This window comes from Clostridium sp. 1001271st1 H5 (genome assembly GCF_005845215.1).
Taxonomy (GTDB): Bacteria; Bacillota; Clostridia; order Lachnospirales; family Lachnospiraceae; genus Enterocloster.
The window spans coordinates 1-23,323 of record NZ_SPHO01000011.1 but is presented as its reverse complement, the minus strand read 5'-3'; the positions used below and the strand labels follow the sequence as shown (position 1 = coordinate 23,323).

The window sequence follows — 23,323 nt, the reverse complement described above, 5'->3', positions numbered from 1 at the left end:
AGGCCGCCGCTGGATAAAAGCGGCGGCTTTTCAGTATTTATGCACAATAAAAGGTTAAAATATCAAAATGTGAAACAATTTTTCATAAAAATCGGATAATATTGACAAAAGCGTTCAAAGGAGTAATATAAAGTCATAGAAAGGAACTTATATGAAAAGTGTACTAGTCAGGATACAGGAATATTTTGCACAGGCCAGCGGGGCTGAGAAGGGTGTCCTCAGATTTTTAAGGGAAAATCCTGAGGAAGCAGCCGGATACAGCATAAAGCAGCTGGCGGACAAAACATTTTCCTCTGCAGCTACCATTGTCCGGCTGTGCAGGAAAATGGGCTTTGAGGGCTACAAGGAGCTGCAGAAATCGCTGCTGTATGAGTCGGCCCTGCGCAGGGAGAGCACGCGTCCCATGGAGCAGGAGATAAAAAAGGACGACAGCCTGGAGGAGCTGGTAAACAAGGTGACCTACAAGAATATTGTGTCCCTTGACAATACCAGGAAGCTGGTGGATTTGGACATTCTGAACCAGTGCGTGGACCTGCTGGACCGGAGCCAGACCGTGTATCTGTTTGGAATCGGCTCTTCCCTTTTGGTGGCCAGGGACATGTACCTGAAGCTCCTTCGGGTCAATAAGCCCTGTGTGATTTGCGATGACTGGCATGCCCAGCTTTTGCAGGCCAGAAACATCCGGTCCTGCGACCTGGCCCTGATTGTCAGCTACTCGGGCCTGACAGAGGAAATGATAACATGTGCCCAGGAGGCCAGGCTGAGGGAGGCGCCGGTCATCACCATATCCAGGTTCGAGCAGTCGCCGCTGGTCCGTCTGGCGGATTATAACCTGGCAGTGGCTGCAACGGAACTGATTTTCAGAAGCGGGGCCATGTCGTCCAGAATATCCCAGCTGAACATGATAGATATTCTGTACACTGCCTATGTCCACAGGCGGTATGATGAGTGCATGGAGCAGTTCAGGAAGACCCATATAGCCAAATCCGGGGGCACGGATGAAAAACAGAACGCATTGCAGGGGGAGGAAACACAATGATAGATTTGTCAGTGTTGGTAACAGAGAGCAGGAATGAGGAAACCATGGGGCTGGACCAGATGACGCCACTGGAAATCGTTGCCGCCATGAACCGGGAGGATGGGAAGGCGGTGGCAGCTGTTGGGGAGGTTCTGCCGCAGATTGCCCAGGCCATTGCATGGTGTACGGACAGCCTGAAGCAAAAGGGAAGAATCATCTACATTGGGGCCGGCACCAGCGGAAGGCTGGGGGTTCTGGATGCAGTGGAATGTCCGCCCACCTTCGGGGTATCCCGGGATGTGGTGGTGGGATTGATGGCCGGAGGCTCCGCTGCCTTTGTCAGGGCGGTGGAGGGAGCAGAGGACAGCCAGACCATGGGGGAGGAAGACTTAAAGGGCATTCATCTGACTCCGGCTGATATTGTCATAGGTCTGGCGGCCAGCGGAAGGACGCCCTATGTCATATACGGCCTCCGGTATGCCAGGAGGGTTGGCTGCAGGACCGTGGCAGTGTCCTGCAACCGGGATTCGGAGATAGGGAAGGAGGCGGACCTTGCCATTGAACCTGTGCCGGGCCCCGAGGTCCTGACCGGTTCCACCAGGCTGAAGGCCGGCACGGCCCAGAAGATGGTGCTGAACATGATATCCACAGGAAGTATGGTGGGAATCGGAAAGGTCTACCAGAACCTGATGGTGGATGTTGTGCAGACCAATAAGAAGCTGATTACAAGGGCGGAAAATATTGTCATGACAGCCACCGGATGCACCCGGGAAGAGGCCAGGGACTGTCTGGAGAAGGCAGAGGGAAGCGTAAAGCTGGCAATCACCATGATTCTGCTGCAGTGCAGCGCAGAAGCTGCAGAGGAAAGACTAAATCGGGCAGGGGGGTATGTTCGGAATGCAATACAGGACGTATAAGGAAACCATGCTGCCCCAGTTGGTGCGGCTGTGGAAAGAGGAAGCAGTGCGTATCCGGTATAAGGCCTATGAGTCGCCGGAAGAATGGAAGGCGGAGCTTTTGGACAAACCGGATTTTGACCCGGAAGGGTGCATCCTGGCTTTTACGGATTCCGGCAGTCTGGCAGGATTTGTGACCGCTGTCAGCCAAAAGGAATTCCTGCCGGGACAAAACAACGATAACACGCCGGGGTATATATTTATGCTGGCGGTAAAGGAGGAGTATGAGGGCAGAGGCGTGGGCACCGGCCTTTTGGAAAAGGCGGAAGCATACCTGAAAGCCCAGGGAAAGCGTGAAGTAAGAATCAGCCACAAATGTCCCGTTAAAATGTCCTGGTACATAGACCGGGAGGGGCATGAGCATAACAAGGCGCCGGGAATCAGGACAGATTCCCCGGGATACGGCTTTTTTCTGAGAAGGGGGTATGAGCTGGTACAAAAAGAGGTTTCTTATTATCTTGAACTGGAAAAATTTTACATTCCGGCAGATATACAGGAACGCATCCTGAAGCTGGAGCAGGAGGGGATAAGGACAGCCTGGTTTGACGGCGCCAGGAATTTCGGGTATGAGGAAATGTTTGGGCGTCTCAAGGACCAGTCCTTTCTGAAAAAGTTTCGCGACGGAATCAGGGAACATAAGAAAATCCTCATAGTGGAGGACGGGGACGGCAGGGTTATGGGCACGGCCGGAACCGTTTATCCGGAGAAAAACGGACGCGGATTTTTTTCGGCCCTGGCAGTGGACCCGGCTGACGGGGGAAAGGGAATCGGCAATGTATTGTTCTTCAGCCTGTGTCAGGAGCTTAAGGACATGGGGGCGGAATACATGACGCTTTTTGTAACGGAAACCAATTTTGCCAGAAGAATTTATGAGAAGGCAGGTTTTATGGCAGTACAGGAGTGGGCGATACTTAAAAAAATGGTATAGGCAAGGGATAAGAAAGGGGAAGGTATCTTATGACAAAGAAAGAGCTGGCGCAGGCAATCTGCAAGTTAGTGGATGAATCCAACATCAGGACCATAGCAAACTGCTACACCCGGGTCAGGCTGACCGTAAAGGACCCGGAAAAAATGAAACGGGAGGAGCTTAAAAAGCTGGACGGCGTACTGGGAGTCATTGAGGAGGGGCACAATGTCCAGCTGGTGCTGGGACCGGGCACTGCGGCGGCAGTGGCCCAGCTTATGAGCGATATGACCCATATTAAAAGCGAGGAAGTGGATGAAGCCGTTCTGCTGAAAGAGGAAAACAGGGCAAAAAATAATGTCCCCTACAAGAACATGCTGAAAAAGATAGCCAATATCTTTATTCCCATCATTCCTGCGTTCATTGCCTGCGGACTGGTGGTTGCGGTCTATGAATCATCCTATGTATTTTTCCCGGGCTTTCAGGATACGGATTTCGGCAAGATAATGAGCGCCTTGGCTTACTCAGTCTTTACCATCCTGCCCATCATTGTAGGGTATAACACATCCAAGGAATTCGGCGGAAGTCCCATCATCGGGGCTGTGCTGGCCTCCATACTGAACAGCTCCTCCCTGGCCGGGGTACAGCTGTTCCATGTGTCCATTACCCCCGGACGCGGCGGCGTGATATCCGTGCTGATTATTGCTTATGTGGCAGTGCTGCTGGAAAAACAGCTTCAAAAAGTGATTCCGGATTTCCTGGACATGTTCCTGCGGCCGCTGATTACAGTCTGCGTCATGACCTTTGTGGGCCTGATGGTGTTCCAGCCCATAGGCGGTTTCATATCAGAGACCATCGGAGCCTTTGTCAGCTTCATCATTTATAAGGCACCTGTGCTGGCCGGCCTGGCCTCAGCCATCTACCTGCCTCTGGTAATGACAGGAATGCACCATGGACTTATAGCGGTCAACACCCAGCTCATAGCGGATTTCGGCGTGACCTATCTGCTGCCTGTTACCTGTATGGCCGGAGCCGGACAGGTGGGAGCTGCATTTTATGTGTACCTGAAAACCAAGAACCAGAGACTGAAGAAGACCATTAAGAATGCGCTTCCCGTGGGAATGCTGGGCATAGGGGAACCCCTAATGTGGGGCTGTACCATTCCCCTTGGAAAACCGTTCATAGCATCCTGTATCGGCGGCGGAATCGGCGGAAGCGTCATGGCTGTGATGAAGGTGGCTGCCAAGGTTCCTGAGCTGTCGGGAATCCCGCTGGCCTTCATTACAACCAGATTCCCCCTGTATTTCGTAGGTCTGTTTGCATCCTATGCCGCCGGATTCATCGTGTGCAGGCTGATGGGATTTACGGACCCGGAGGACTAAACATCAAAAAATAAAAAGATTAAAAATGCCTAACCCACATTGCCGTTGACTAACAGCCTTCAGGGTGTTTACAATATAATTAAACAGAAGGGCCGGCATGAAAAAGGGACCCCCTGCTCATACCGGGTATGAACGAAAAGGCAACGGAGGTGTGGTTATGCAGTCATTATCAGAGGTTAAGGCAGGAGCTGTCTGTACGATTAAATGGATGTTCGGCAATCCCCAGGTCATGGAGTTTATGCATCAGCATGACATCAGGGAGGGAAGTACCATCAATGTGTTCCAGCACGGAAGGGACAGCATGATAATCGGAATGAACAATATGCGCCTTGCAATCGGAAATGAGGTTGCGGAGCGGATCAAGGTGTGATGCAGGCAGAAAAAATAACAGAACAGACAAGCAAAGCAGACCGTGAAGCAGATAATAAAGTAAATAGTAAAACAGATAACAAAACAGATAATAAAGCAGATAAAAAAACAGATAACAAAACAGATGGAATAAGAGCCGGAAAACAGGCCGCTGATATCTTGATGAGAGGTATCGGCGGCCTGAAATTTTTTTGGAGTTTCCTCTTGAAATTTTTCCTCTAAAATGTTTCTTTGCCGGGAGAATAATTATGCAGTCAACTTCAAAAAATGTAAGGTAAGTCCCGTCAATTTATTGAATTTTTATATTTATTTAATAAAAATGCTCTTTATTTTTAACGACTGTAATGATATTCTATAATAGTTTATATATAAACTATCTGGGGAAGTAAAAAAATTAAGAGAATCGGGAGAAAGGTTCCTTATGGCGTTTATTAATTTTAAGGACCAGTGGTTTCAGGAGCTTCGCAAGGTGAACTGGCTTGTCCGGGAATGTGTGGAGGAAAAGTGCAGGCCCTTCGGCATTACCCCGGAACAGGGAAGGGTGCTCAACCATCTCTTTCTGGCGGACGGACAGGTAAACCTGACTCAGCTGAGCAGGAGTCTCCATGTTACAAAAGGAAACTGCTCCATGTTCTGCCGGCGTCTGGAACGGGCTGGTCATATTACAATGGTCAAGAATGACAAAGACGCCCGTTTTATAAATGTGGCCCTTACGGAAAAAGGGCGGTCATTGGTGCAGGGCATGATAGAGCAGATGGGCAGTCATTCTGAGAAGGATACTATGAGCAAAGAAGATTTGGAGACTATTTTAAAAGGGTTAAAATGTCTGGAAAAGTATTTGCAGAGCTGAACAGCTTTTCCGGATGTTTTTATTTTGCAAGAACAAGGAGGCACAACATGAAAAAAATATTTGCGGAGCTGAACGCGTTCCGGCCGGAACTTCTATGCGTGCTGGTCAGTGTGGCGGCCGGAGTAGGAGCCACGCTGGGGCTTCCCACCTATCTGTCAGATATTATCAACAGGGGAATCGCGGATAAGGATATGAATTACATTCTTCACACCGGCGTTATTATGCTGGGAATCGCTATTCTGGGAATGGTATGTAATATTACCACAGGCTTTTTTGCCTCCAGAATCGCGTTGGGTTTAGGACGGAATGTGAGGAGCAGGATTTTTACAAAGGTGGAATATTTCTCCCAGGCCGAGATCGACACATTTTCAACCGCGTCTTTGATTACGCGCACCAACAACGACATTACCCAGGTACAGAATTTCATGGTTATGTTTCTGCGCGTTATTCTGACAGCGCCTATCATGTGCGTGGTTGGCATCATGCTGGCTTACAGCAAAAATCCGAAAATGTCAAGCATACTTGTGGTGTCCATGCCGGTGATGGTGTTGATTATCAGCCTGATTGGCAGGAGAGCCATGCCGCTTTCCAGAAAGATGCAGACAAGAATTGACCGAATCAACCTGATTATGCGGGAAAAGCTTTCAGGTATCCGGGTTATCCGGGCATTTGGGACAGAGGATTACGAAGAAAAGCGGTTTGACGGCGCCAACAAGGACCTGATGAACAATGCCATGAAAATGATGCATGCCATGTCGCTGTTGGGACCGTCACTGATACTGATATTAAACCTGACCGTGGTGGGGCTTCTCTGGCGCGCGGGCCAGGGAATCGGCACGGAGCCTGTGATGCCGGGAGATATCCTGGCAATCATCCAGTATGTCATGCAGATCATGATGTCTGTCACCATGCTTTCCATGATTTTCGTCATGTATCCCAGATGTGCTGCTTCAGCGGACCGTATATGTGAGGTGCTGGATACTGAAAATTCCATCGGGGATCCGGCGGTTCCCAAGCTGTCAGACGGGCAGAGGGGATATCTCACCTTCCGCGATGTAAGCTTCTATTTTCCGGGGGCAAAAGAGCCGGCTGTCAGCCATGTCAGCTTTGAGGCTAAGCCGGGAGAGACCACGGCTATCATCGGAAGTACAGGAAGCGGAAAGACGGCGCTGGTGGGATTGATTCCCCGCTTTTATGATGTCCAGGAGGGCGAGGTCCTGGTGGACGGAGTCAATGTAAAGGATTATGACAGGAGGACCCTGCGCCGGAAAATCGGTTATGTGCCCCAGAAAGCCCTGCTGTTTAAGGGCACCATCATGGAAAATATCCGTTTTGGGGATGATTCGGCCAGCGATGAGCGGGTGAAGGAAGCGGCCGCCATTGCACAATCCACGGATTTCATCGAAGATAAACCGGACGGATTTGACTCATCCATTTCCCAGGGCGGAAGCAATGTCTCAGGCGGTCAGAGGCAGCGCCTGGCAATTGCCAGGGCCATTGTCAGGAAGCCGGAGATATATGTGTTTGACGACAGTTTTTCCGCCCTGGATTTCAAAACGGATTCTGCCCTGCGTCAGGCATTGTCCAAAGAGACGGGAAATGCCACTGTGGTAATCGTAGCACAGCGTGTCAGCACTATCATGAATGCGGACCGGATTATAGTGATGGATGAAGGGAAGGTCATGGGAATTGGTACCCACAGGGAGCTTTTAAATACCTGCGGCACCTACCAGGAAATCGTCCGGAGCCAGTTGTCAGAGGAGGAGATGAGTGCATGAAGCAAATGAATGTGAGGGCAGCAGATAAGAAAATCAATACCAAGGGCACCATGGGCCGTCTGTTCCGTTTTATGAAACCATACCGAATCAGAATCATTCTCATGGTGGCCTGCCTTGTGATGGGAGCCGTGTTTACCACCCAGGGGCCATATACCCTTGGCAGGGCCATGGATGCGCTGGTGGCCGTGGCCGTGGACAGCGCCGGGGTCCTCCAGGGATTTAGAACGTTCATCACTGTTCTGATACAATTGGGCTGTGTGTATGTACTGGCCTTTCTGTTCAACTATTCCGGCCAGTACATTGTGGCAGGAGTGGCGGAGCGCACAATGCATGATCTGCGCATGGCAGTAGACAAGAAAATCCGCCGTCTGCCTCTGGCCTATTTTGACAGCAATACATTCGGAGATGTGCTGAGCCGCGTCACCAATGATGTGGACACCATAGATACCTCCCTTCAGCAGAGCATCAGCCAGGTTATCACAGCCGTCTGTACCATGGTATTTATATTCGTAATGATGCTGGTGGTCAGCCCGGTGCTGACACTGATCGGCATTTGTGTTATCCCGATTTGCGGCCTGGTGAGCATGAAGGTGGTAAAACATTCCCAGCGGTATTTCCAGGGGCAGCAGTCCGCGCTGGGGGATCTTACCGGGTATGTGGAGGAGATGTACAACGGACAGAACGTGATTGCCGCCTTCGGAAAGGAGGAGGACGTCATCGGGAATTTTGAGGACATAAACAACCGTCTCTACAACAATGGCTGGAGAGCGCAGTTTTCTTCCAGCATCATCATGCCCTTAACACAGGCACTGACCAACATCGGTTATGTGGGGGTGGCGGTTGTCAGCGGATGGCTCTGCATCAACGGCAGGCTGAGCATCGGTATGATACAGTCCTTTATCCAGTATCTGCGCCAGTTCTCCCAGCCCATCAACCAGGTATCCAACATTGCCAACATCATGCAGGCCACCATGGCTGCGGCCCAAAGGGTATTTGAGTTCCTGGATGCCGAGGAGGAGGTGCCGGAAGCAGAGAAGCCGCAATTCCCCGAAATCCGGGAAGGAAATGTGGATTTCAGCCATGTGCGGTTCGGCTACACAGAGGACCGGACCCTGATTCATGATTTGGACCTGCATGTACACGCAGGCGACAAGATTGCCATTGTGGGACCCACCGGAGCTGGAAAGACAACGCTGGTCAATCTGATTCTGCGTTTTTACGATGTAAACGGAGGGAGCATTACCATTGACGGCGTGGATGTGCGGGATATGAAACGGGAGGCCCTGCGCTCCATGATAGGCATGGTGCTGCAGGATACATGGCTGTTCGCAGGTACCATAAAAGAGAACATCCGCTACGGAAGGCTGGATGCCACTGACCAGGAGGTGACAGACGCTGCCAGGGCAGCCCATGCCAATGGATTCATCATGTCTATGCCGGGAGGCTACGACATGGAGCTTCATGAGGGGGCTTCCAATATCGCCCAGGGCCAGCGCCAGCTCCTGACCATTGCCAGGGCCTTCCTGTCAGACCCGGAAATCCTGATTCTGGACGAGGCAACCTCATCCGTGGATACAAGAACCGAGGTGGCAATCCAGAAGGCCATGAATAAACTGATGGAGGGCCGGACCAGCTTTGTCATCGCCCACCGCTTATCCACGATAAAGGATGCGGAACTGATTGTGTACATGGAGCATGGGGATATCAAGGAAGTGGGAAACCACAGGGAGCTTTTGGCAAAGGGCGGTTACTATGCAGCCCTGTATAACAGCCAGTTTGCAGCAGAGAACGCTGGGTAGGCTGTTTGGAACAAAGGATAGTGTGCCTGTGATAAAATCAGGATATAAGGGACAGGAGGGTTTGTCATTCCTCCTGTCCCTTATATTGTCAGGCCAGAGACAGTTTTAACTCACTGTCTCTTTTTAATCTTCAGCTCCGCATAGGCGATAATCTGGTACAACACCCCTGACACAATGCAGAGGATTACAATGGAGGTCACCACCATGGTCATGGCAAAGGTCTGGGAGCCATAGGTGATCAGATATCCCAGGCCTGCTTTTGCGCTCAGGAATTCGCCTATAATCACACCCACCAGACACAGCCCGATGTTTACTTTCATATTGCTGATGACCAGGGGCAGGGAACCGGGCAGCAGAACCTTTAAGAGCACATCCTTCCTTCCGCCTCCCAGGGAATAAATCAACTTGATTTGCTCCGTATCCATCTGGGAAAATCCGGTGTATAAGGTTAGAATGGATCCAAATACAGCCACGGACACGGCAGCCACCACAATGGTCCGCATGTTATTGCCCAGCCAAACAATCAAAAGGGGGGCCAGGGCGGATTTGGGGAGGCTGTTTAACAGGACAAGAAAGGGCTCCAGCACCTGGGCCACGCTTTTGCTGGACCACAGAAGCAGGGCGCATGCCAGGCCGAAGATGGTGCAAACGGCAAAGCTGATAAGGGTTTCCATAAGGGTGACCCCTGTGTGGAGGAACAGGCTTCCGTCCTTTGCCATGGAAACCAGGCATTTGGCAATCATCACAGGGGAGCTGAAAATAAAGCTGTCAATCCAGTGCATGTCGGCCGCCAGCTCCCACAGGGCCAGAAGAAGGACCAGCAGCATGACGCGGCATATGGTCACCTGGCGGTGGCGCCGTATTTCACGGGCCACATATTCCTGCTGTGCCACGGACATATTGCAGGCTGATACAGGCTGTTTATCTCTATTCATAAGTCTTCAGCTCCTTCCATACCATATTAAAGTAAGTGGAAAATTCCGGGCAGTTCCTGCGGTCCAGGGAGCGGATGCAATTTTCCGGAAAATCAATGGACAGGATTTTTTTGACCCGGCCGGGACGGGGAGACAGGACCAGGATGCGGTCAGCCACGCTGATGGCCTCAGACAGGTCATGGGTTACAAGTATGGCGGTCTTGTGTGTCTGGCGTATGATGGAGCTGATGTCGTCACACACAGACAGCCGGGTCTGGTAATCCAGGGCTGAAAATGGTTCGTCCAGGAGAAGAAGGTCCGGCTTAAGGGCCAGGGTCCGTATAAGGGCCGCTCTCTGGCGCATGCCGCCGGACAGCTCCGAAGGTTTGGCATATTCAAAGCCTGCCAGACCGTAGGCTGCCATCATTTCCAGCAGTTCCTGCCTGGCAGGTTCGTCCAACCGCTTTTGAATTTCAAGGCCAAGGGATATATTGGAGAAAATATTTCTCCATTCAAATAAATGATCCTTCTGCAGCATGTATCCAATGGCAGAAGGAGATTTGGTCAGGGGGACGCCGTCTATGGTGATGGTGCCGCCCTCAGGCTTTGTCAGTCCGCACAGCATGGACAGAAGGGTGGACTTGCCGCATCCGGAAGGTCCAACGATAGCCAGGAATTCCCCGGGTGACACATCAAATGATATATGGTCAAGGGCCAGCGTCTCACCATCTAACGAATGGTAGGAATAGCTGACCCCGTTTACTTCCAGTTTGGGAATCATGAAGAAGCTCCTTTCAATTAGAAATCAATTCCTTGATTTATTATATGTAGACAACGGGAAACCGTTCGCCCGGAGCAGGAAAAAGAAAACAGGCCCCTGCCGCTTGATAGCGGCAGGAAGCCTGCATGATAACAATATGAGCGTGGGACCCCCTCCCTACTTCTGGTAACTCCAGCTTACCGGCGTGGGTCTGGCCGAATCAAATACCTGGGCTGCGTCAAACAGATCAGTCAGTCGTTTCTTGGACGGATCTGTCTGGATGAGGTCCTCATACAGCCGGTAGCCGTCCAGGTTCCTTCTGGCCATGCGGAAGTAGTTTGTCCCCATCTGCGTCCAGTAGGGCTTGCTGGCATCCACATTGCAGAAATAGCGGAATCCCTTGGATTCCAGATAGGCAAAGCGGGGATTGTCCTGATGGTAGGGGCGCCAGTCTGCAATGTCGTTGCCGTAAGGATAAAGGATGATATCAGTGGGCCCGATGAGGGATTCCACCTCAGCCTCCCATTTGTCCGTATCAGCCCGGAACCGTTCCTCGTCAATGGCAAATCCGGCCTCCGGATCATCCGCCACCCCCAGGTGGAGATGGCCCCAGCTGTGGGATGCCAGCTCCCAGCCGTTATCCTTCAGACACTGGGCCACTCTGGCTGCCTGCTCACGGTCAGCCTCATAGGTGGGGCTGTCCTGGTAGGAGGAGGCGGTTCTGTACCCCAGTATGCCTTCATAGCCGGTAAACGCGATAATGGCCCTTGCCCCTTTGTAGGAAAAGTCAGGGTGTTCCTGTATAAAATCCTCCAAAAGCGGAATCAAATCATAGGAACCCGTGGAGGTGGTGCCGTCGTCCATGACCATCTCACAGGTGGGCTTTCCGTCCTCGCCAATCACGACCCGTTTGGCAAACCCGTCCCCGTCCATGTAGGGATAGTAGCAGACATCGTCCTGGGACATGACAAAAGGCTTCTTTCCCTCAGGGAGCATGACGCTTCCCTTTACAAAACGAACGTTTCCATTTTCATCAGGTGCCTCATAGGCCACATCGTGGATACGGACCAGCACATAGCCCTTCTGGTACATATCCTCCAGTATTTTAAGAAATTCGTCCTTGGTGGTCATGACTGAATTATAGTTGGCGCTGTCCGAGTCCCCGTCAAAAGCCTTGGAGGTATCCATGATAAGGGAGTGGAAAAAAATGTGGGTGACAGCGTTCATATCAGCTGGAACCAGGGCGGCCTTCTGTGATTCATACCGTGCCAGCGCCTCCTTCATGCGGGAGTCATTCAGGTCCAGGCCGCTGGAGTTGATAAGCTCTGCCGCCTTGTCATAATCATACCCCATGGCGATACGGTCAGCCTGGGCTATGAGCCGGGAAATGTCGTCCTGGGGAATTTCGGCAAAAGGCTGGTTTGATGAGTCGCCGCCGGAAGCGGGGCCGGAACCGCTGTCGGGATAGCGGTCGGAATTGCTGCCCTCGTCCGGATTAGGGGAGCCGTTCCCTGATGAGGCTATGACCTGGACCGTTCCGTCCGGCTGTTTCGCTAAAACAAACCGGTAGAGGGCGAAAATGCCGCCCCCTACCAGTACAGTGATTGCTAATAATAAAATAAATGTAGGAAGATGCCGTGACATCCGTGCAAGCTTCTGCCTGCGCCTGCGGGATTGCCGGCGTCTGAAATCTGCTCTGCTCATAAAATTTCTCCTGTAACTGGTACTTGCCTACCTATTATAGCATAGATTCCATGAAGTGGGTACTATGAAAGAAAAAACAAATATTGGAATTGAAATTCAACTTGTTCCGTGGTATGTTTAAGTTGGTATGAATAAACATAAAGGAGAACAGGAACATGGAAGATATGGTAAAGGATCCTAATTGCGCATATTGTATGCAGGGCGAACTGGTGGCTAAGTTCGGTTATCCTGTGTGTGAGATGAAGACAGGCTTTCTCTATGTATTTAAGGAGCAGAGCAAGAAGGGAAGGGTTGTTCTGGCGCATAGGAAGCATGTCAGCGAGCTCATTGACCTGACCGATGAGGAGAGGAATGATTTCTTTGCAGAGGTAGCCCAGGTGGCCCGCGCCGTACATAAGGTATTCCAGCCGGACAAGGTAAACTACGGCGCTTACGGCGATACAGGACATCACCTGCATTTCCACATTGTCCCCAAATATAAAGGCGGTGAAGAATGGGGCGGCACCTTTGAGATGAACAGCGGAAGGACCATGCTCACAGACGCTGAGTACGAGAAGATGGCAGAGGACTTAAGACAGGCCCTGAAGGAAGTATAAATATAATAAGGTAAGAAGATAAAGGGGTATATGCAGCAGGAGCCGGGAGACAATCACGGCTTGCTGCATTTTTTTGCGGTAAAAATCAAGGCTTTGCGGGCATAAGCTGTCTGTCCACTCCCATACAATTAGTAGCAGATGATTTTATTGGAGGAAAATATGAGACGGATTGCAGCGATATTATGCTCGGCGGCAATACTGGCCTCCTATCCCGGGATTGCCGCCCTGGGCCAGGAACCGGCAATCGCCATCCCCGTGGGAGCGGGGGTATCAGGGAGCAGCCTCTATGGACAGGAAGATGGATGGACAGGGGAGGATGTACAGGCGGCGGAAAGTGCGCAGACGGTAGATGTGCAGACGGCGGGAGATGCGCGGGCCGCGGTAGATGTTCGGGCGTCGGGGGACGCGCAGGCGGTAGATGTGCAGACGGCGGGAGACGCGCGGGCCGCAGGAGATGTTCGGGCGTCGGGAAACGCGCAGGCGGTAGATGTGCAGACGTCGGGGGACGCGCGGGCCGCGGGAGATGTTCAGACGGCGGGAGATGCCCAGGCAGCGCCTGCGGACCAGAGTCAGGCAGCTGTCCAGATAGCCGCTCCATCGGCCATTCTCATGGAAGCATCTACCGGACAGGTAATCTATGAAAAGGATGCAGATGAAAAGCGAAGCCCGGCCAGTGTTACCAAAGTTATGACGCTGATATTGATTTTTGATGCCCTTCAGTCCGGAAAGATCCAGCTGACGGACGAGGTAGTTACCAGCGCCCACGCCAAATCCATGGGAGGTTCCCAGGTGTTCCTGGAGGAAGGCGAGAAACAGACCGTGGAAACCTTGATTAAATGCATTGTCATTGCATCCGGCAATGACGCGTCTGTGGCCATGGCGGAGTACATAGCAGGCAGCGAGGATGAGTTTGTACGGATGATGAATGAAAGGGCAGCCAGCCTTGGCATATCCAACACCCATTTCGTGGATTGCTGCGGACTTACGGAATCCCCGGACCATTACACTACGGCCAGGGACATCGCCATCATGAGCCGCGAGCTGATTAATAAATATCCTCAGATACATAATTATTCCACCATATGGATGGAGAATATAACGCATGTCACAAAGCAGGGAACCAAGGAATTCGGCCTGTCCAATACAAATAAGCTGCTCAAGATGGCAACTAATTTTACGGTCACAGGCCTTAAGACAGGTTCCACCTCCATTGCAAAATACTGCCTGTCTGCCACAGCGGAAAAGGACGGGGTGCGCCTGATTGCCGCCATCATGGCTGCGCCGGATTTTAAGGCCAGGTTTGCAGACGCCCAGACCCTTCTCAACTATGGATATGCAAACTGCAAGCTCTATGAAGACAAGGAACATCTGCCGCTTCCCCAGATGCCGGTTACCGGCGGCGTGGAGGATGAGGTAGGGCTTACCTATGAGGGAACATTTTCCTATCTGAGCCTTAAAGGGGAGGATTTGGGAGCTATTGAGAAAAAGCTGGTGCTTTTGGAATCCGTACCCGCTCCGGTGGAACCGGGGCAGAAGGCAGGTGTGCTGGAGTACTCCCTGGGAGGCAAAAAACTGGGAGAGGTTAATGTGCTGACCAACGGGAGCATACGGGAGGCAGGTTATATGGATTATCTGAAGAAGCTTGTGGGGGCCTGGAAGCTGAACCGGCAGTAGCTAATAGCTTTATGTGCAGAGGATTATTTGCAGGGGCTGATATTCAGGGTAATGAAATAAGGGGTATTAATTTCGCTGTCATCCTGATGGATGGCAGCCTTTTTAACGGGGATTAAAATGCCGCAAATGTTTTTGTTAACTGTTTCTATGTGCCCCTATCAACTTCTATATATTCCATCGCATTCTATGACCTTCGGCAAAATATATGAGGCTCTGTGGAGTAACGGATTGGGGATATGGGGATGGATGAGAAGCTTGTATTTTGGGCAGCGTAATGGTTGATTGGCATGGAGCGCTTTTGCTGGCAAAACATGGTGAGTAAAGAAGCAGAAAACAGATATAAACTAAATCAATGACAGAAAAGGTAAAAAGCAGCGAAAAATAAAAGACAGCAAGGAAAATGACAACAAAACCAGCTAAAGGGCATAACTTTGTTAGCTGGTTTTGTTGTCGGGCTTGTTGTCTGCCGTATTGTCGATTGATTGCTTTTATTTGTTTGGCCTGCTGTTTGTTCTACTGTTTGTTCTGCTGTCTGTTTTTCTGTTTGTTCTACTATCTGTTCAGCTATCTGTATTGCTGGCTGTATTGCCGTCTATTTTGCCGCCTGTTCAGAAAATTGTGTGGTCACAAGGTCTTCATAGGGAACACGTGCCGACAGTTCGCCTGCCTCTTCCAGAATGTTTTCCAGAAGCTCAAAGCTTTCTTTTTCAAATACGGTGTCATCCTTCCATGTATCCTGGTCCTTATAACGGCCTACGATAACCGCGAGTTTATCCACCGGTGTTTCTTTAAACTGGGGCTGTATGGTTTTGGCTATTTCTTCGGCTGAATGGGAGTTTACGTAGTCTATGCCTTTTTGAATTGCATTGGTAAACTTCTGAATGATTTCCGGGTTCTGTTCAACGTAACTCTTCCTGGCACAGTAAGCAGTGTAAGGTACATATCCGGATTCTGTTCCAAGAGAAGCCACCACATATCCGCTTCCCTCGCTCTCCAGAGTGGTTGCAAAAGGCTCAAATTCCACGGTATAGTCCGCATCATCGCTGGTAAATGCAGCTGCGGTCAGCCCGAAGTTAATGCTCTGGTCAATAGAAAGGTCTGTTTTGGGGTCCATACCGTGTTTCTTTAAGATATACTCAAAGACCATCTGAGGCATGCCGCCTGCGCGTCCGCCGAGAACCTTCTTGCCTTTCAGGCTTTCCCACTTAAAATTGTCCTCAGGCTGGCGTCCCACCAGGAAGTTGCCTGCGCGCTGGGTCAGCTGGGCGAAGTTCACCGCATAGTCCTGGGAACCTTCCTGGTATACGTAGATGCTGGCTTCGGAGCCCATAAAACCAATTTGGGCGTCGCCGGAGATAAGGGCGGTCATAACCTTATCAGCACCCGCGCCGTTGACAAGGGTCAGGTCGATGCCTTCGTCCTCAAAGTAGCCCAGTTCAATGGCTGCGTATTGGGGGGCGTAGAAGATGGAATGGGCTACCTCGTTGAGGACCAACGGGGTGTTGCCTGAGGATGAACTGCCGGATGATTTTGAACAGCCGGTTAGGGCAGCGGCGGTGAGGGCTCCTGCCAGCAGGGGGATTATAATTTTCTTCATAATATGCTCCTTGTTTGATAAATGGGGTTAGTATAGTTTATTAGGGGGGACAAGGGGGGGTGAGGGAAAATGTAAAAATGCGGAGATTATGAAGGGGAAGATATAGTTAAAACGATCGATCTTGTGGTATAATTCTTTAGAGAAGTATCAGATTCAGAGCAGAAAAAGAGTAGCTTTGAATAAACCTAAAACTGCTCTGAATGTGATTCTTCTCAATTGTACCAATTCGCGGAACTTCAGCCGTGAACTATATGGGGATAGTATCCTTCCTGGAAACCCAAAACAGAGTCCATACGGGGAATATACGGTAAAATCAGCCTGGTATTTTGAGATTCCCGCATTTCAGGGTATGCTTTGTAGACCTTCCTGAGGGAGGTCTGAAAAAGAAATATATCAGGTAACCCGGATTTATGGGTAAGGAACATGGCACCTTCCAAGCAGCTTCATGGAGGCATGTCCGCATTGGAGACATATGCGTATATCAAACTTCCAGACTGATTTTATTAGTTCTGCCATTGATAAGCCGGCATAACGCTGCCCACCCTGAAGCCTGAAAATAAGCCTTAGGTTTCGTGTCTTCATACGGTTGTTCAGGAAACCATAATACATGATTTTCTAAAAACCGTGAGGAAGTACATGCATCAGGAAACGCCGGATGAATTCCGTGCTGTCAAGGGTAATCTGACGTTTGGGTTCTTCCGGCTTCTTTCCTCTGGCAGAAAACGTAACCTGATTCTGTGTAACAGAACGGATTCTGCTGTTAGAAATGGCGGTTTTGTGGGTATAACGTCCCAGGTATTCGATGGCATTGCCAAAACCGTGAAAGGTTTCTTTGATGTAAGGACACCAGTCTTTTTTGTAAAGGTTGTTTTTCCATTCGTTCCAGTCATAAGAATTGCGCAGCGTTTCACAGGAAGAAGAAAATACCAGGGAGCCGCTTTCATAAAGAGAAGAAAGCAGCGCCATAAATTTGCCCCTGAATTTATCCCGCAGAACAGCCACCGGAATAAAAAAATGACCGGATGATGTACGGATTCTTCCATCCCGTGTAAGGCCGCCGCCGGAAACAATGCAGTGCAGATAATGTAAAGCTTTACATTATCTGCATAATGACAAGCGGGATATTATGACAAGGGAAGTAGTATTTTCTAATAAATACAGTCTTTTTCAGCTGCTTCCCTTTACATAATTTAATGCCCCAGAGAATTTAACCAGCTCATAAGAGCCTTATCGTCAACCCAGTCTTTTGCTTTTACCAAAAAAAAAAAAGGGGGGTTGGGGGGGGGGGGTCGGTGAAGGTGTTTTTTGCTAGGCAAGTTTTTCTATTGCCTCGCGTTTCATCTTAACATTTGCTTTTGAATAAATCTGTGTCACCTTTAAATCAGTGTGCCCAAGGAAATCCCGGATATAGACTGGATTGATATCTGCCTCTGTCAGATGGACAGCTTTACTGTGCCGGAGGATATGAGGTGTGATTTTTCCCATACCGGCATCCTCTGCATATTTTTGAAGGATATAAGTGATACCTTGTCTCGTAAGTTTTTCTTCCCGGTGATTAAAAAATAGCGGCGTGTCTGCCCTGCATGGAGTATCCAGTCTGTAACAGGCTATATAATCCCTAAGTATGACTGCGGTTTCCTTCATGAGTGGTACAGTCCTGGTTTTTCTTCCTTTCCCTGTAAGCGTTACTTGCGGGGGCACGGTAAAACTGATATCCCTTATTCTGACATCGGCTAATTCCTGCACCCTGCATCCACTGTCATAAAGAAGGCACAGAAGAGCCAGGTCCCTTTTTCCGTGTACGGTTGTGACATCTGGTGCTGCAAGCAGTTTTTCCGTCTGTGCCGTGTCCAGATATTTTACTTCTGTCTGTGCGGTTTTCTTTACAGGTATGGACAGTATCTGCTGTGCATGAAATATATGTTCCGGCCGCTGGCTGCACAGATACCTGAACAGGGAATGGATTGCCGCAAGCCTTATATTTCTCGTTGAAGGGCTGTTTGTCCTTTCGGATTCCAGCCAGTCAAGAAAGCCTTCCAAACGTTGTGCAGTTATATCGTTAATCCTCAGGGCTTCGGGTCTTATTCCGTATACCTTTGTCTGGAAAAAGCGGTTACAAAAAACCTGGAAAAACTGCTTTTAAAGCTGGCAGCATTTGTAGAAGAGTGTTAGGGCCTTTACGGGCTGAAACTGGTTTATAATAAACAAGTAAAAATGAAGCATGCCAAGATGCTGAGAAAAAACTGTATGCTCTGAAAGACGCGGAGGGGATTGTATTCGTACATGGTACCGGAAAGCAGAAATCCCCTCTTCAGAAAAGTATAGAAACATTGGAGGGCCATTTAGATAAACTTAAAGAATACACACAAAAACTTTATCTGTGTGGGGAGCGTAACAGCTATTCAAAGACCGATCATGATGCTACGTTCATGCGGATAAAGGAAGACGCTATGGGGAATGGCTAGCTGAAGGCAGGGTATAATGTACAGCATGGGGTAGACAGCGAATACATTACCTGGCTTACCATAAGCCCACAGATACCACCATGCTCATCTCTTTTTTTAAGGGCCTTAAGGAAAACCTGAACTTTCAATATGAAAAGGTCGTGACAGATGCGGGATATGAAAGTGATAAAAATTACAGCTATCTGGAGGAGAATGTCCAGATTGCCTTTATAAAGACGGCTAATTATGAGATATCAAAAACGAGGAAGTACTAGAAGGACATAGGCTGGATTGAAAATATGGTATATCATGAAGAAACGGACACCTACACATGCGCAAATGGGAAGGAACTGCAGTTCAGCTATACCAAAAAGGAACGGAGCAAAACGGGATATGAGCGGGAAACCCAGGTATACAGTTGCCAGGAATGCGATGGATGTCCACATAAAAAAGAATGTATTAAAAGGAACCGCAGCAAGAAGCCGCTGAAGGAGCGGAGCAAGGCACTGTATGTATCCAGGTAGTTTGTGGAGTACCGGAAGGAAGACCTGAAACGGATCATAAGCGAGGTAGGTTGTGAACTACGGATGAACCGAAGCATCCAGGCGGAAGGTTCATTTGGTGATCTGAAACCGGACAGTGGGTTCCGACGGTTCCTGTGTCGTGGGACAGTAAATGTAAAAACGGAAGACATCCTGTTGGCGTTGGCCCACAACATGAGGAAACTGCACAATAAAATCCAAGCGGATCGAACTGGAACCTATTTATTTCCACTGAAAAAAGCGCGTAAAATAGAATCGTGAAACAAGAGAGACACTGCAAGAAGGCAGGGTCTGTAAAGGTGTGCCTTATGCACCTTCAAAGAACCTATAATTTCCTGTATTTAGTCCGAAAGTACAAAGAAGGGGCTGTTACACCTATGATTTTTCAATCACTGGTGCGACAGCCCCTGCTGACTTGGTATATTCATTATCCAGAGTATCCGGAGGAAGGGAACCGCATTATATTTCATAAGCATCAGGCATCCCATCCGTTTCATCAGCATGGGTAAAGTAATACCATGAGACAGGCGGTGAGAGCAATTAAGAAGCACGAACAGTGGCAGATGAATGGGAAAAAATTTTGAGATGGAAATCTTGTTGAACAGGTTCATAAATATTGTGACTGCACGGTATTGAATGATTTTATCCAGCAAAAATTTGGACTTGTGGATGCTTTAGATGATATTGAAAAGATGACAACCAATATGTTGTTGTTACATATGAGCTTATATCTGAATGGTATAATACCGGACAACTGGTCGAAGAATTTACCAACTTCTATGAATGCGTCAATTAAGAATAATGCGTATATCTTTATTGATCGTTTTATGAAGAGCGATAAGGCTGAGGATTATAAAGCAATTTCTAAAAAGATTGCTGAAAAACTGAATGTTTTTACCTATGTATCAGGATGGGATCTGGATAGTTTTGCAGATGTAGATACATTCATGGATTTTGATTTGGTGACTATCCAAAGATTGCAGAAACTACTGGTGGATAAGACTGGAGAGTATGAGAGATATATCCGAATTATCAAGCAGCGAAGGAAGTCGTATTGGAATAGTGAACTGATGCATGATTACATGACAATCCACTATGCTTGTAGATTCTTGCAGAAAATGCAGGAAGTCGATTCGACATTTAGTGAACTGGAAGAGAAGATTTTTCCTTACACATGGAAATAGTGGGAACGATTTTACCAGAAAAGTTCCAATGTCTTATATGATTCAGACAGATATGGGAGATATAGATGTTGATTTGATTGTGGAGGTTCCATATGGTACAAATATTTTCCCTAAACAAGGGGAAAGCAAAAAGTATGTACATGGCGGGGATGCTCTGCAGGAAGTAGTTATTCCAATTATCCAGATTGAGAATAAGAAGAAAAATCGAGAAAGAAACCGTCCTAATGTTGCGACTGTAAAACTTGTTTCGATTAGCAGAAAGATAACATCGCTCATCACATTCTTGGAATTTTACCAGAACGAAGAAGTTGATGATAAGACCCTGCCGTGTAATTATGAGGCGTATTTTGTCGATTCAAAAAACGAGCAGATTACAAACTCTATTGTCATTAATTGTGATAGTAAAAGCAAGGAAATGGCAGACAGGTCCTATAAGGAGAAATTTACATTTAAAAACAAAAAGTACAATGCGAATGAGCAGTACTATTTGGTAATCAAGAACTACAATGATAACTATGCAGAAGAAGAGAGAATACCATTTGCAATTGATATTCTGTTCAGCAACAAATTCAATTTTTAGGAGGTCAATATGGATGCATTAGACCAACTTGCGATAAATAATTTTACTGGTCGTATTGTAAGAAAAGATCTTTCCAAAAAGATTAAGGGCAGTTTGAATGTTCCAATCTATGTTTTAGAATATCTGTTGGGCATGTACTGTGCAACGGATGATGAAGATAGTATTAATCAGGGTGTGGAACGTGTAAAGAAAATTCTTGCTGACAACTATGTGCGACCGGATGAGGCAGAAAAAATAAAGTTTAAAATTACAGAGCGTGGATCATTTACCGTCATTGATCGCGTTCAGGTTACTGTGAATGTTGAAAAGGGGCTTTGCTTTGCAGATTTAATGAATCTCGGAATGAGCAAAGTTCCCATTAGATCTGAATATGTTTCTCAATTTGAGAAGCTTTTGGCCGGCGGCATTTGGTGTATTGTTCAATTGGGATATGGTGGAGAAGGAATGGAGGCAGTTTCATGTGAAATCTATGATGCATATGGAGAAAAGAACTCCGGTACTGTAATCGTAGAAGAACTTACCCCAATTCAGATGCCTAATCTTGATTTGAATGAGGTATTTGAGGGACGGAAACAGTTCTCAAAAGAAGAGTGGATTGATCTTATGCTTCGGTCTATAGGTATGGAACCCACTCAGCTGGAAGAACGCGAAAAATGGCATCTTCTTGAACGACTAGTTCCTTTGGTTGAGAACAACTATAATCTATGTGAATTAGGACCGCGTTCAACGGGTAAATCTCATGTATATAAGGAAATATCTCCAAACAGTATACTTGTGTCTGGCGGTCAAACAACGGTTGCTAACTTATTTTATAACATGGGACGCCGTCAGGTTGGATTAGTTGGCCATTGGGATGTTGTTGCCTTCGATGAGGTAGCAGGAATCAATTTTAAGGATAAAGATGGAATTCAGATCATGAAAGATTATATGAACTCTGGATCTTTCGTAAGAGGTAAAGATGAGGTGGCAGCATCAGCATCTATGGTATTTGTTGGAAATATTAATTACTCGGTGGATGTATTGTTGAAAACATCGCATCTATTCCAGCCATTCCCGGACTTAATGGCAAGTGATACAGCTTTTTTTGACAGAATGCATTTTTATCTGCCGGGCTGGGAAGTACCGAAACTTGCCCCAAAGCATTTCACAGATGCATATGGTTTTATTACGGACTATGTTTCAGAGTTTTTTAGATGTATGCGCAAGTATACGTTTTCGGATGCAATTGATAAGTATTTTAAACTGGGAACAACGCTGAATCAAAGAGATGTGATAGCTGTTAGAAAGACAGTTTCAGGATTTGTAAAAGTGCTTTATCCGAATGGAGAGTATACCAAAGATGAGATTGAAGAGATTTTGAAATATGCTCTGGAAGGTCGTCGCCGTGTAAAGGAACAGTTAAAACGAATCGGTGGAATGGAATTCTATGCAGTTAACTTCTCATACATAGATAATGATACTTTTGAGGAACGGTATGTGGGAGTTTCTGAGCAAGGAAGCGACAAGCTGATTCCAGAGGGTACTCCAAAGCCAGGAACAGTGCACACAGTCAGCTGTGCAGCGAGTGGAATGCTTGGAGTTTATCGGTTGGAAAATGAAGCCGTGGCCGGTAACGGTAAGTTTACGAAAGTGGGTAGTACGAATAAAGATACAAACAATAGTATTTCCAATGCGATCAATTTCTTCAAGGCAAATTCGCAGCATATTAGTTCAATGATAAATATGTCAAATACGGATTTCATGATGGACATCCGAGATTTACAGGGACAAGGTCCAGCAGATGATTTATCTTTGGCAGTGTTGATTGCATTGTGCTCTTCGGCATTGAAAAAGTCGGTATTGAGCCAGCTTGCAGTATTGGGTGGATTTAGTATTGGTGGTACAGTAAATCGGATTGACCAGCTGGCAAATGTTCTTCAAGTAGCACATGATGCAGGGGCAAATAAAATTCTGCTTCCGTCAAATGCGAAGAAACAGATTGTGGATGTGCCGGATGATTTATTTGTGGCATTCCAGATAATCTTTTATAATTCTCCAGAAGATGCAGTATTTAAGGCTCTGGGGGTTGAATAGACACTGTTTGAAACACCTTCATAATTCTGTAGTAAATTTCAGCATCTATCCAAATGCAAGATGGATTTGGGAGTGAAATGCTTGCATCTAGATATACTTATTATGAGGCAAATGGAGTGTGTGAAGAAAAGTCTGTAAAAGCTGATCTTCTATGATAATAACTGGGCTGAAAGTTCTTTCTTGGACCTTCAGTCCTTGT

Annotated in this window: 20 protein-coding genes and 1 pseudogene; 15 read left to right on the top strand and 6 right to left on the bottom strand. The window is 48.1% G+C overall.

Annotated elements, in window-relative coordinates:
• Positions 1-151 precede the first annotated feature (151 nt).
• The 9 genes from FGS84_RS17055 to FGS84_RS17015 all read left to right on the top strand — a co-directional run bounded on the left by FGS84_RS17055 (position 152) and on the right by FGS84_RS17015 (position 9,056).
• Complete coding sequence (locus FGS84_RS17055; RefSeq protein ID WP_138309737.1) at positions 152-1,039, top strand: MurR/RpiR family transcriptional regulator; 888 nt, start codon at positions 152-154, stop codon at positions 1,037-1,039.
• Positions 1,036-1,935, top strand: a complete 900-nt coding sequence (murQ, locus tag FGS84_RS17050; protein ID WP_138309736.1) for an N-acetylmuramic acid 6-phosphate etherase — start codon at positions 1,036-1,038, stop codon at positions 1,933-1,935. The genes FGS84_RS17055 and murQ overlap by 4 nt, the downstream gene beginning before the upstream one ends.
• Positions 1,916-2,902, top strand: a complete 987-nt coding sequence (locus tag FGS84_RS17045; protein WP_138309735.1) for a GNAT family N-acetyltransferase — start codon at positions 1,916-1,918, stop codon at positions 2,900-2,902. Before murQ ends, FGS84_RS17045 begins: the two co-directional genes overlap by 20 nt.
• 29 nt (positions 2,903-2,931) lie before the next feature.
• The gene (locus FGS84_RS17040) at positions 2,932-4,260 is read left to right on the top strand and encodes a PTS transporter subunit EIIC (RefSeq protein WP_138309734.1); all 1,329 of its coding nucleotides are present in this window, start codon (positions 2,932-2,934) and stop codon (positions 4,258-4,260) included.
• Positions 4,261-4,417: 157 nt separating this feature from the next.
• The gene (locus FGS84_RS17035) at positions 4,418-4,630 is read left to right on the top strand and encodes a FeoA family protein (protein WP_021893973.1); all 213 of its coding nucleotides are present in this window, start codon (positions 4,418-4,420) and stop codon (positions 4,628-4,630) included.
• Positions 4,627-4,851 (top strand): hypothetical protein, encoded by a 225-nt coding sequence (locus FGS84_RS17030; protein WP_331669360.1) that lies wholly within the window; start codon positions 4,627-4,629, stop codon positions 4,849-4,851. The genes FGS84_RS17035 and FGS84_RS17030 overlap by 4 nt, the downstream gene beginning before the upstream one ends.
• Before the next feature lie 199 nt (positions 4,852-5,050).
• Positions 5,051-5,479 (top strand): MarR family transcriptional regulator, encoded by a 429-nt coding sequence (locus FGS84_RS17025; RefSeq protein ID WP_002571615.1) that lies wholly within the window; start codon positions 5,051-5,053, stop codon positions 5,477-5,479.
• A 47-nt stretch (positions 5,480-5,526) separates the two neighbouring features.
• Complete coding sequence (locus FGS84_RS17020; protein ID WP_002571614.1) at positions 5,527-7,257, top strand: ABC transporter ATP-binding protein; 1,731 nt, start codon at positions 5,527-5,529, stop codon at positions 7,255-7,257.
• Entirely contained in the window at positions 7,254-9,056 is a 1,803-nt protein-coding gene (locus FGS84_RS17015; RefSeq protein ID WP_117626270.1) for an ABC transporter ATP-binding protein, read from the top strand. The genes FGS84_RS17020 and FGS84_RS17015 overlap by 4 nt, the downstream gene beginning before the upstream one ends.
• Positions 9,057-9,166: 110 nt before the next feature.
• Here the strand turns inward: FGS84_RS17015 and FGS84_RS17010 are convergent, their stop codons facing one another.
• From FGS84_RS17010 to FGS84_RS17000, 3 genes are all read right to left on the bottom strand, one after another.
• Positions 9,167-9,991, bottom strand: a complete 825-nt coding sequence (locus FGS84_RS17010) for an ABC transporter permease (RefSeq protein ID WP_002565882.1) — start codon at positions 9,989-9,991, stop codon at positions 9,167-9,169.
• Complete coding sequence (locus FGS84_RS17005) at positions 9,984-10,751, bottom strand: ABC transporter ATP-binding protein (protein ID WP_002565883.1); 768 nt, start codon at positions 10,749-10,751, stop codon at positions 9,984-9,986. Before FGS84_RS17005 ends, FGS84_RS17010 begins: the two co-directional genes overlap by 8 nt.
• Positions 10,752-10,907: 156 nt before the next feature.
• On the bottom strand, positions 10,908-12,434 hold the full coding sequence (locus tag FGS84_RS17000; RefSeq protein ID WP_138309733.1) for a polysaccharide deacetylase: 1,527 nt from the start codon (positions 12,432-12,434) through the stop codon (positions 10,908-10,910).
• A 155-nt stretch (positions 12,435-12,589) separates the two neighbouring features.
• Here FGS84_RS17000 and FGS84_RS16995 point away from each other — a divergent pair, with 155 nt between their 5' ends.
• Both FGS84_RS16995 and FGS84_RS16990 read left to right on the top strand, forming a co-directional pair.
• On the top strand, positions 12,590-13,030 hold the full coding sequence (locus tag FGS84_RS16995; RefSeq protein ID WP_002565885.1) for an HIT family protein: 441 nt from the start codon (positions 12,590-12,592) through the stop codon (positions 13,028-13,030).
• 159 nt (positions 13,031-13,189) lie between these two features.
• Positions 13,190-14,704, top strand: coding sequence for a D-alanyl-D-alanine carboxypeptidase family protein (locus FGS84_RS16990; RefSeq protein WP_138309732.1), 1,515 nt, complete (start codon positions 13,190-13,192; stop codon positions 14,702-14,704).
• A 592-nt stretch (positions 14,705-15,296) separates the two neighbouring features.
• Here FGS84_RS16990 and FGS84_RS16985 read toward each other — a convergent pair.
• The 3 genes from FGS84_RS16985 to FGS84_RS16975 form a co-directional block, all read right to left on the bottom strand.
• Positions 15,297-16,301 carry an ABC transporter substrate-binding protein gene (locus tag FGS84_RS16985; RefSeq protein WP_138309731.1) on the bottom strand — a complete coding sequence of 335 codons (1,005 nt, stop codon included), beginning with the start codon at positions 16,299-16,301 and terminating at the stop codon, positions 15,297-15,299.
• Positions 16,302-16,916: 615 nt separating this feature from the next.
• Positions 16,917-17,372 (bottom strand): transposase, encoded by a 456-nt coding sequence (locus FGS84_RS16980; protein ID WP_279232823.1) that lies wholly within the window; start codon positions 17,370-17,372, stop codon positions 16,917-16,919.
• 237 nt (positions 17,373-17,609) lie between these two features.
• Complete coding sequence (locus FGS84_RS16975; RefSeq protein WP_243130002.1) at positions 17,610-18,341, bottom strand: tyrosine-type recombinase/integrase; 732 nt, start codon at positions 18,339-18,341, stop codon at positions 17,610-17,612.
• A gap of 703 nt (positions 18,342-19,044) precedes the next feature.
• Between FGS84_RS16975 and FGS84_RS31990 the strand changes: the two are divergent.
• The 4 genes and pseudogenes from FGS84_RS31990 (at position 19,045) to brxL (ending at position 23,124) form a co-directional block, all read left to right on the top strand.
• Positions 19,045-19,548, top strand: a pseudogene (locus FGS84_RS31990) (transposase).
• Positions 19,549-19,919: 371 nt separating this feature from the next.
• Positions 19,920-20,471, top strand: coding sequence for a hypothetical protein (locus FGS84_RS16960; RefSeq protein WP_138309728.1), 552 nt, complete (start codon positions 19,920-19,922; stop codon positions 20,469-20,471).
• Between the two features lie 37 nt (positions 20,472-20,508).
• Positions 20,509-21,051 (top strand): hypothetical protein, encoded by a 543-nt coding sequence (locus tag FGS84_RS16955; RefSeq protein WP_207671128.1) that lies wholly within the window; start codon positions 20,509-20,511, stop codon positions 21,049-21,051.
• Between the two features lie 9 nt (positions 21,052-21,060).
• Entirely contained in the window at positions 21,061-23,124 is a 2,064-nt protein-coding gene (gene brxL, locus FGS84_RS16950; protein WP_138309726.1) for a protease Lon-related BREX system protein BrxL, read from the top strand.
• Positions 23,125-23,323 lie beyond the last annotated feature (199 nt).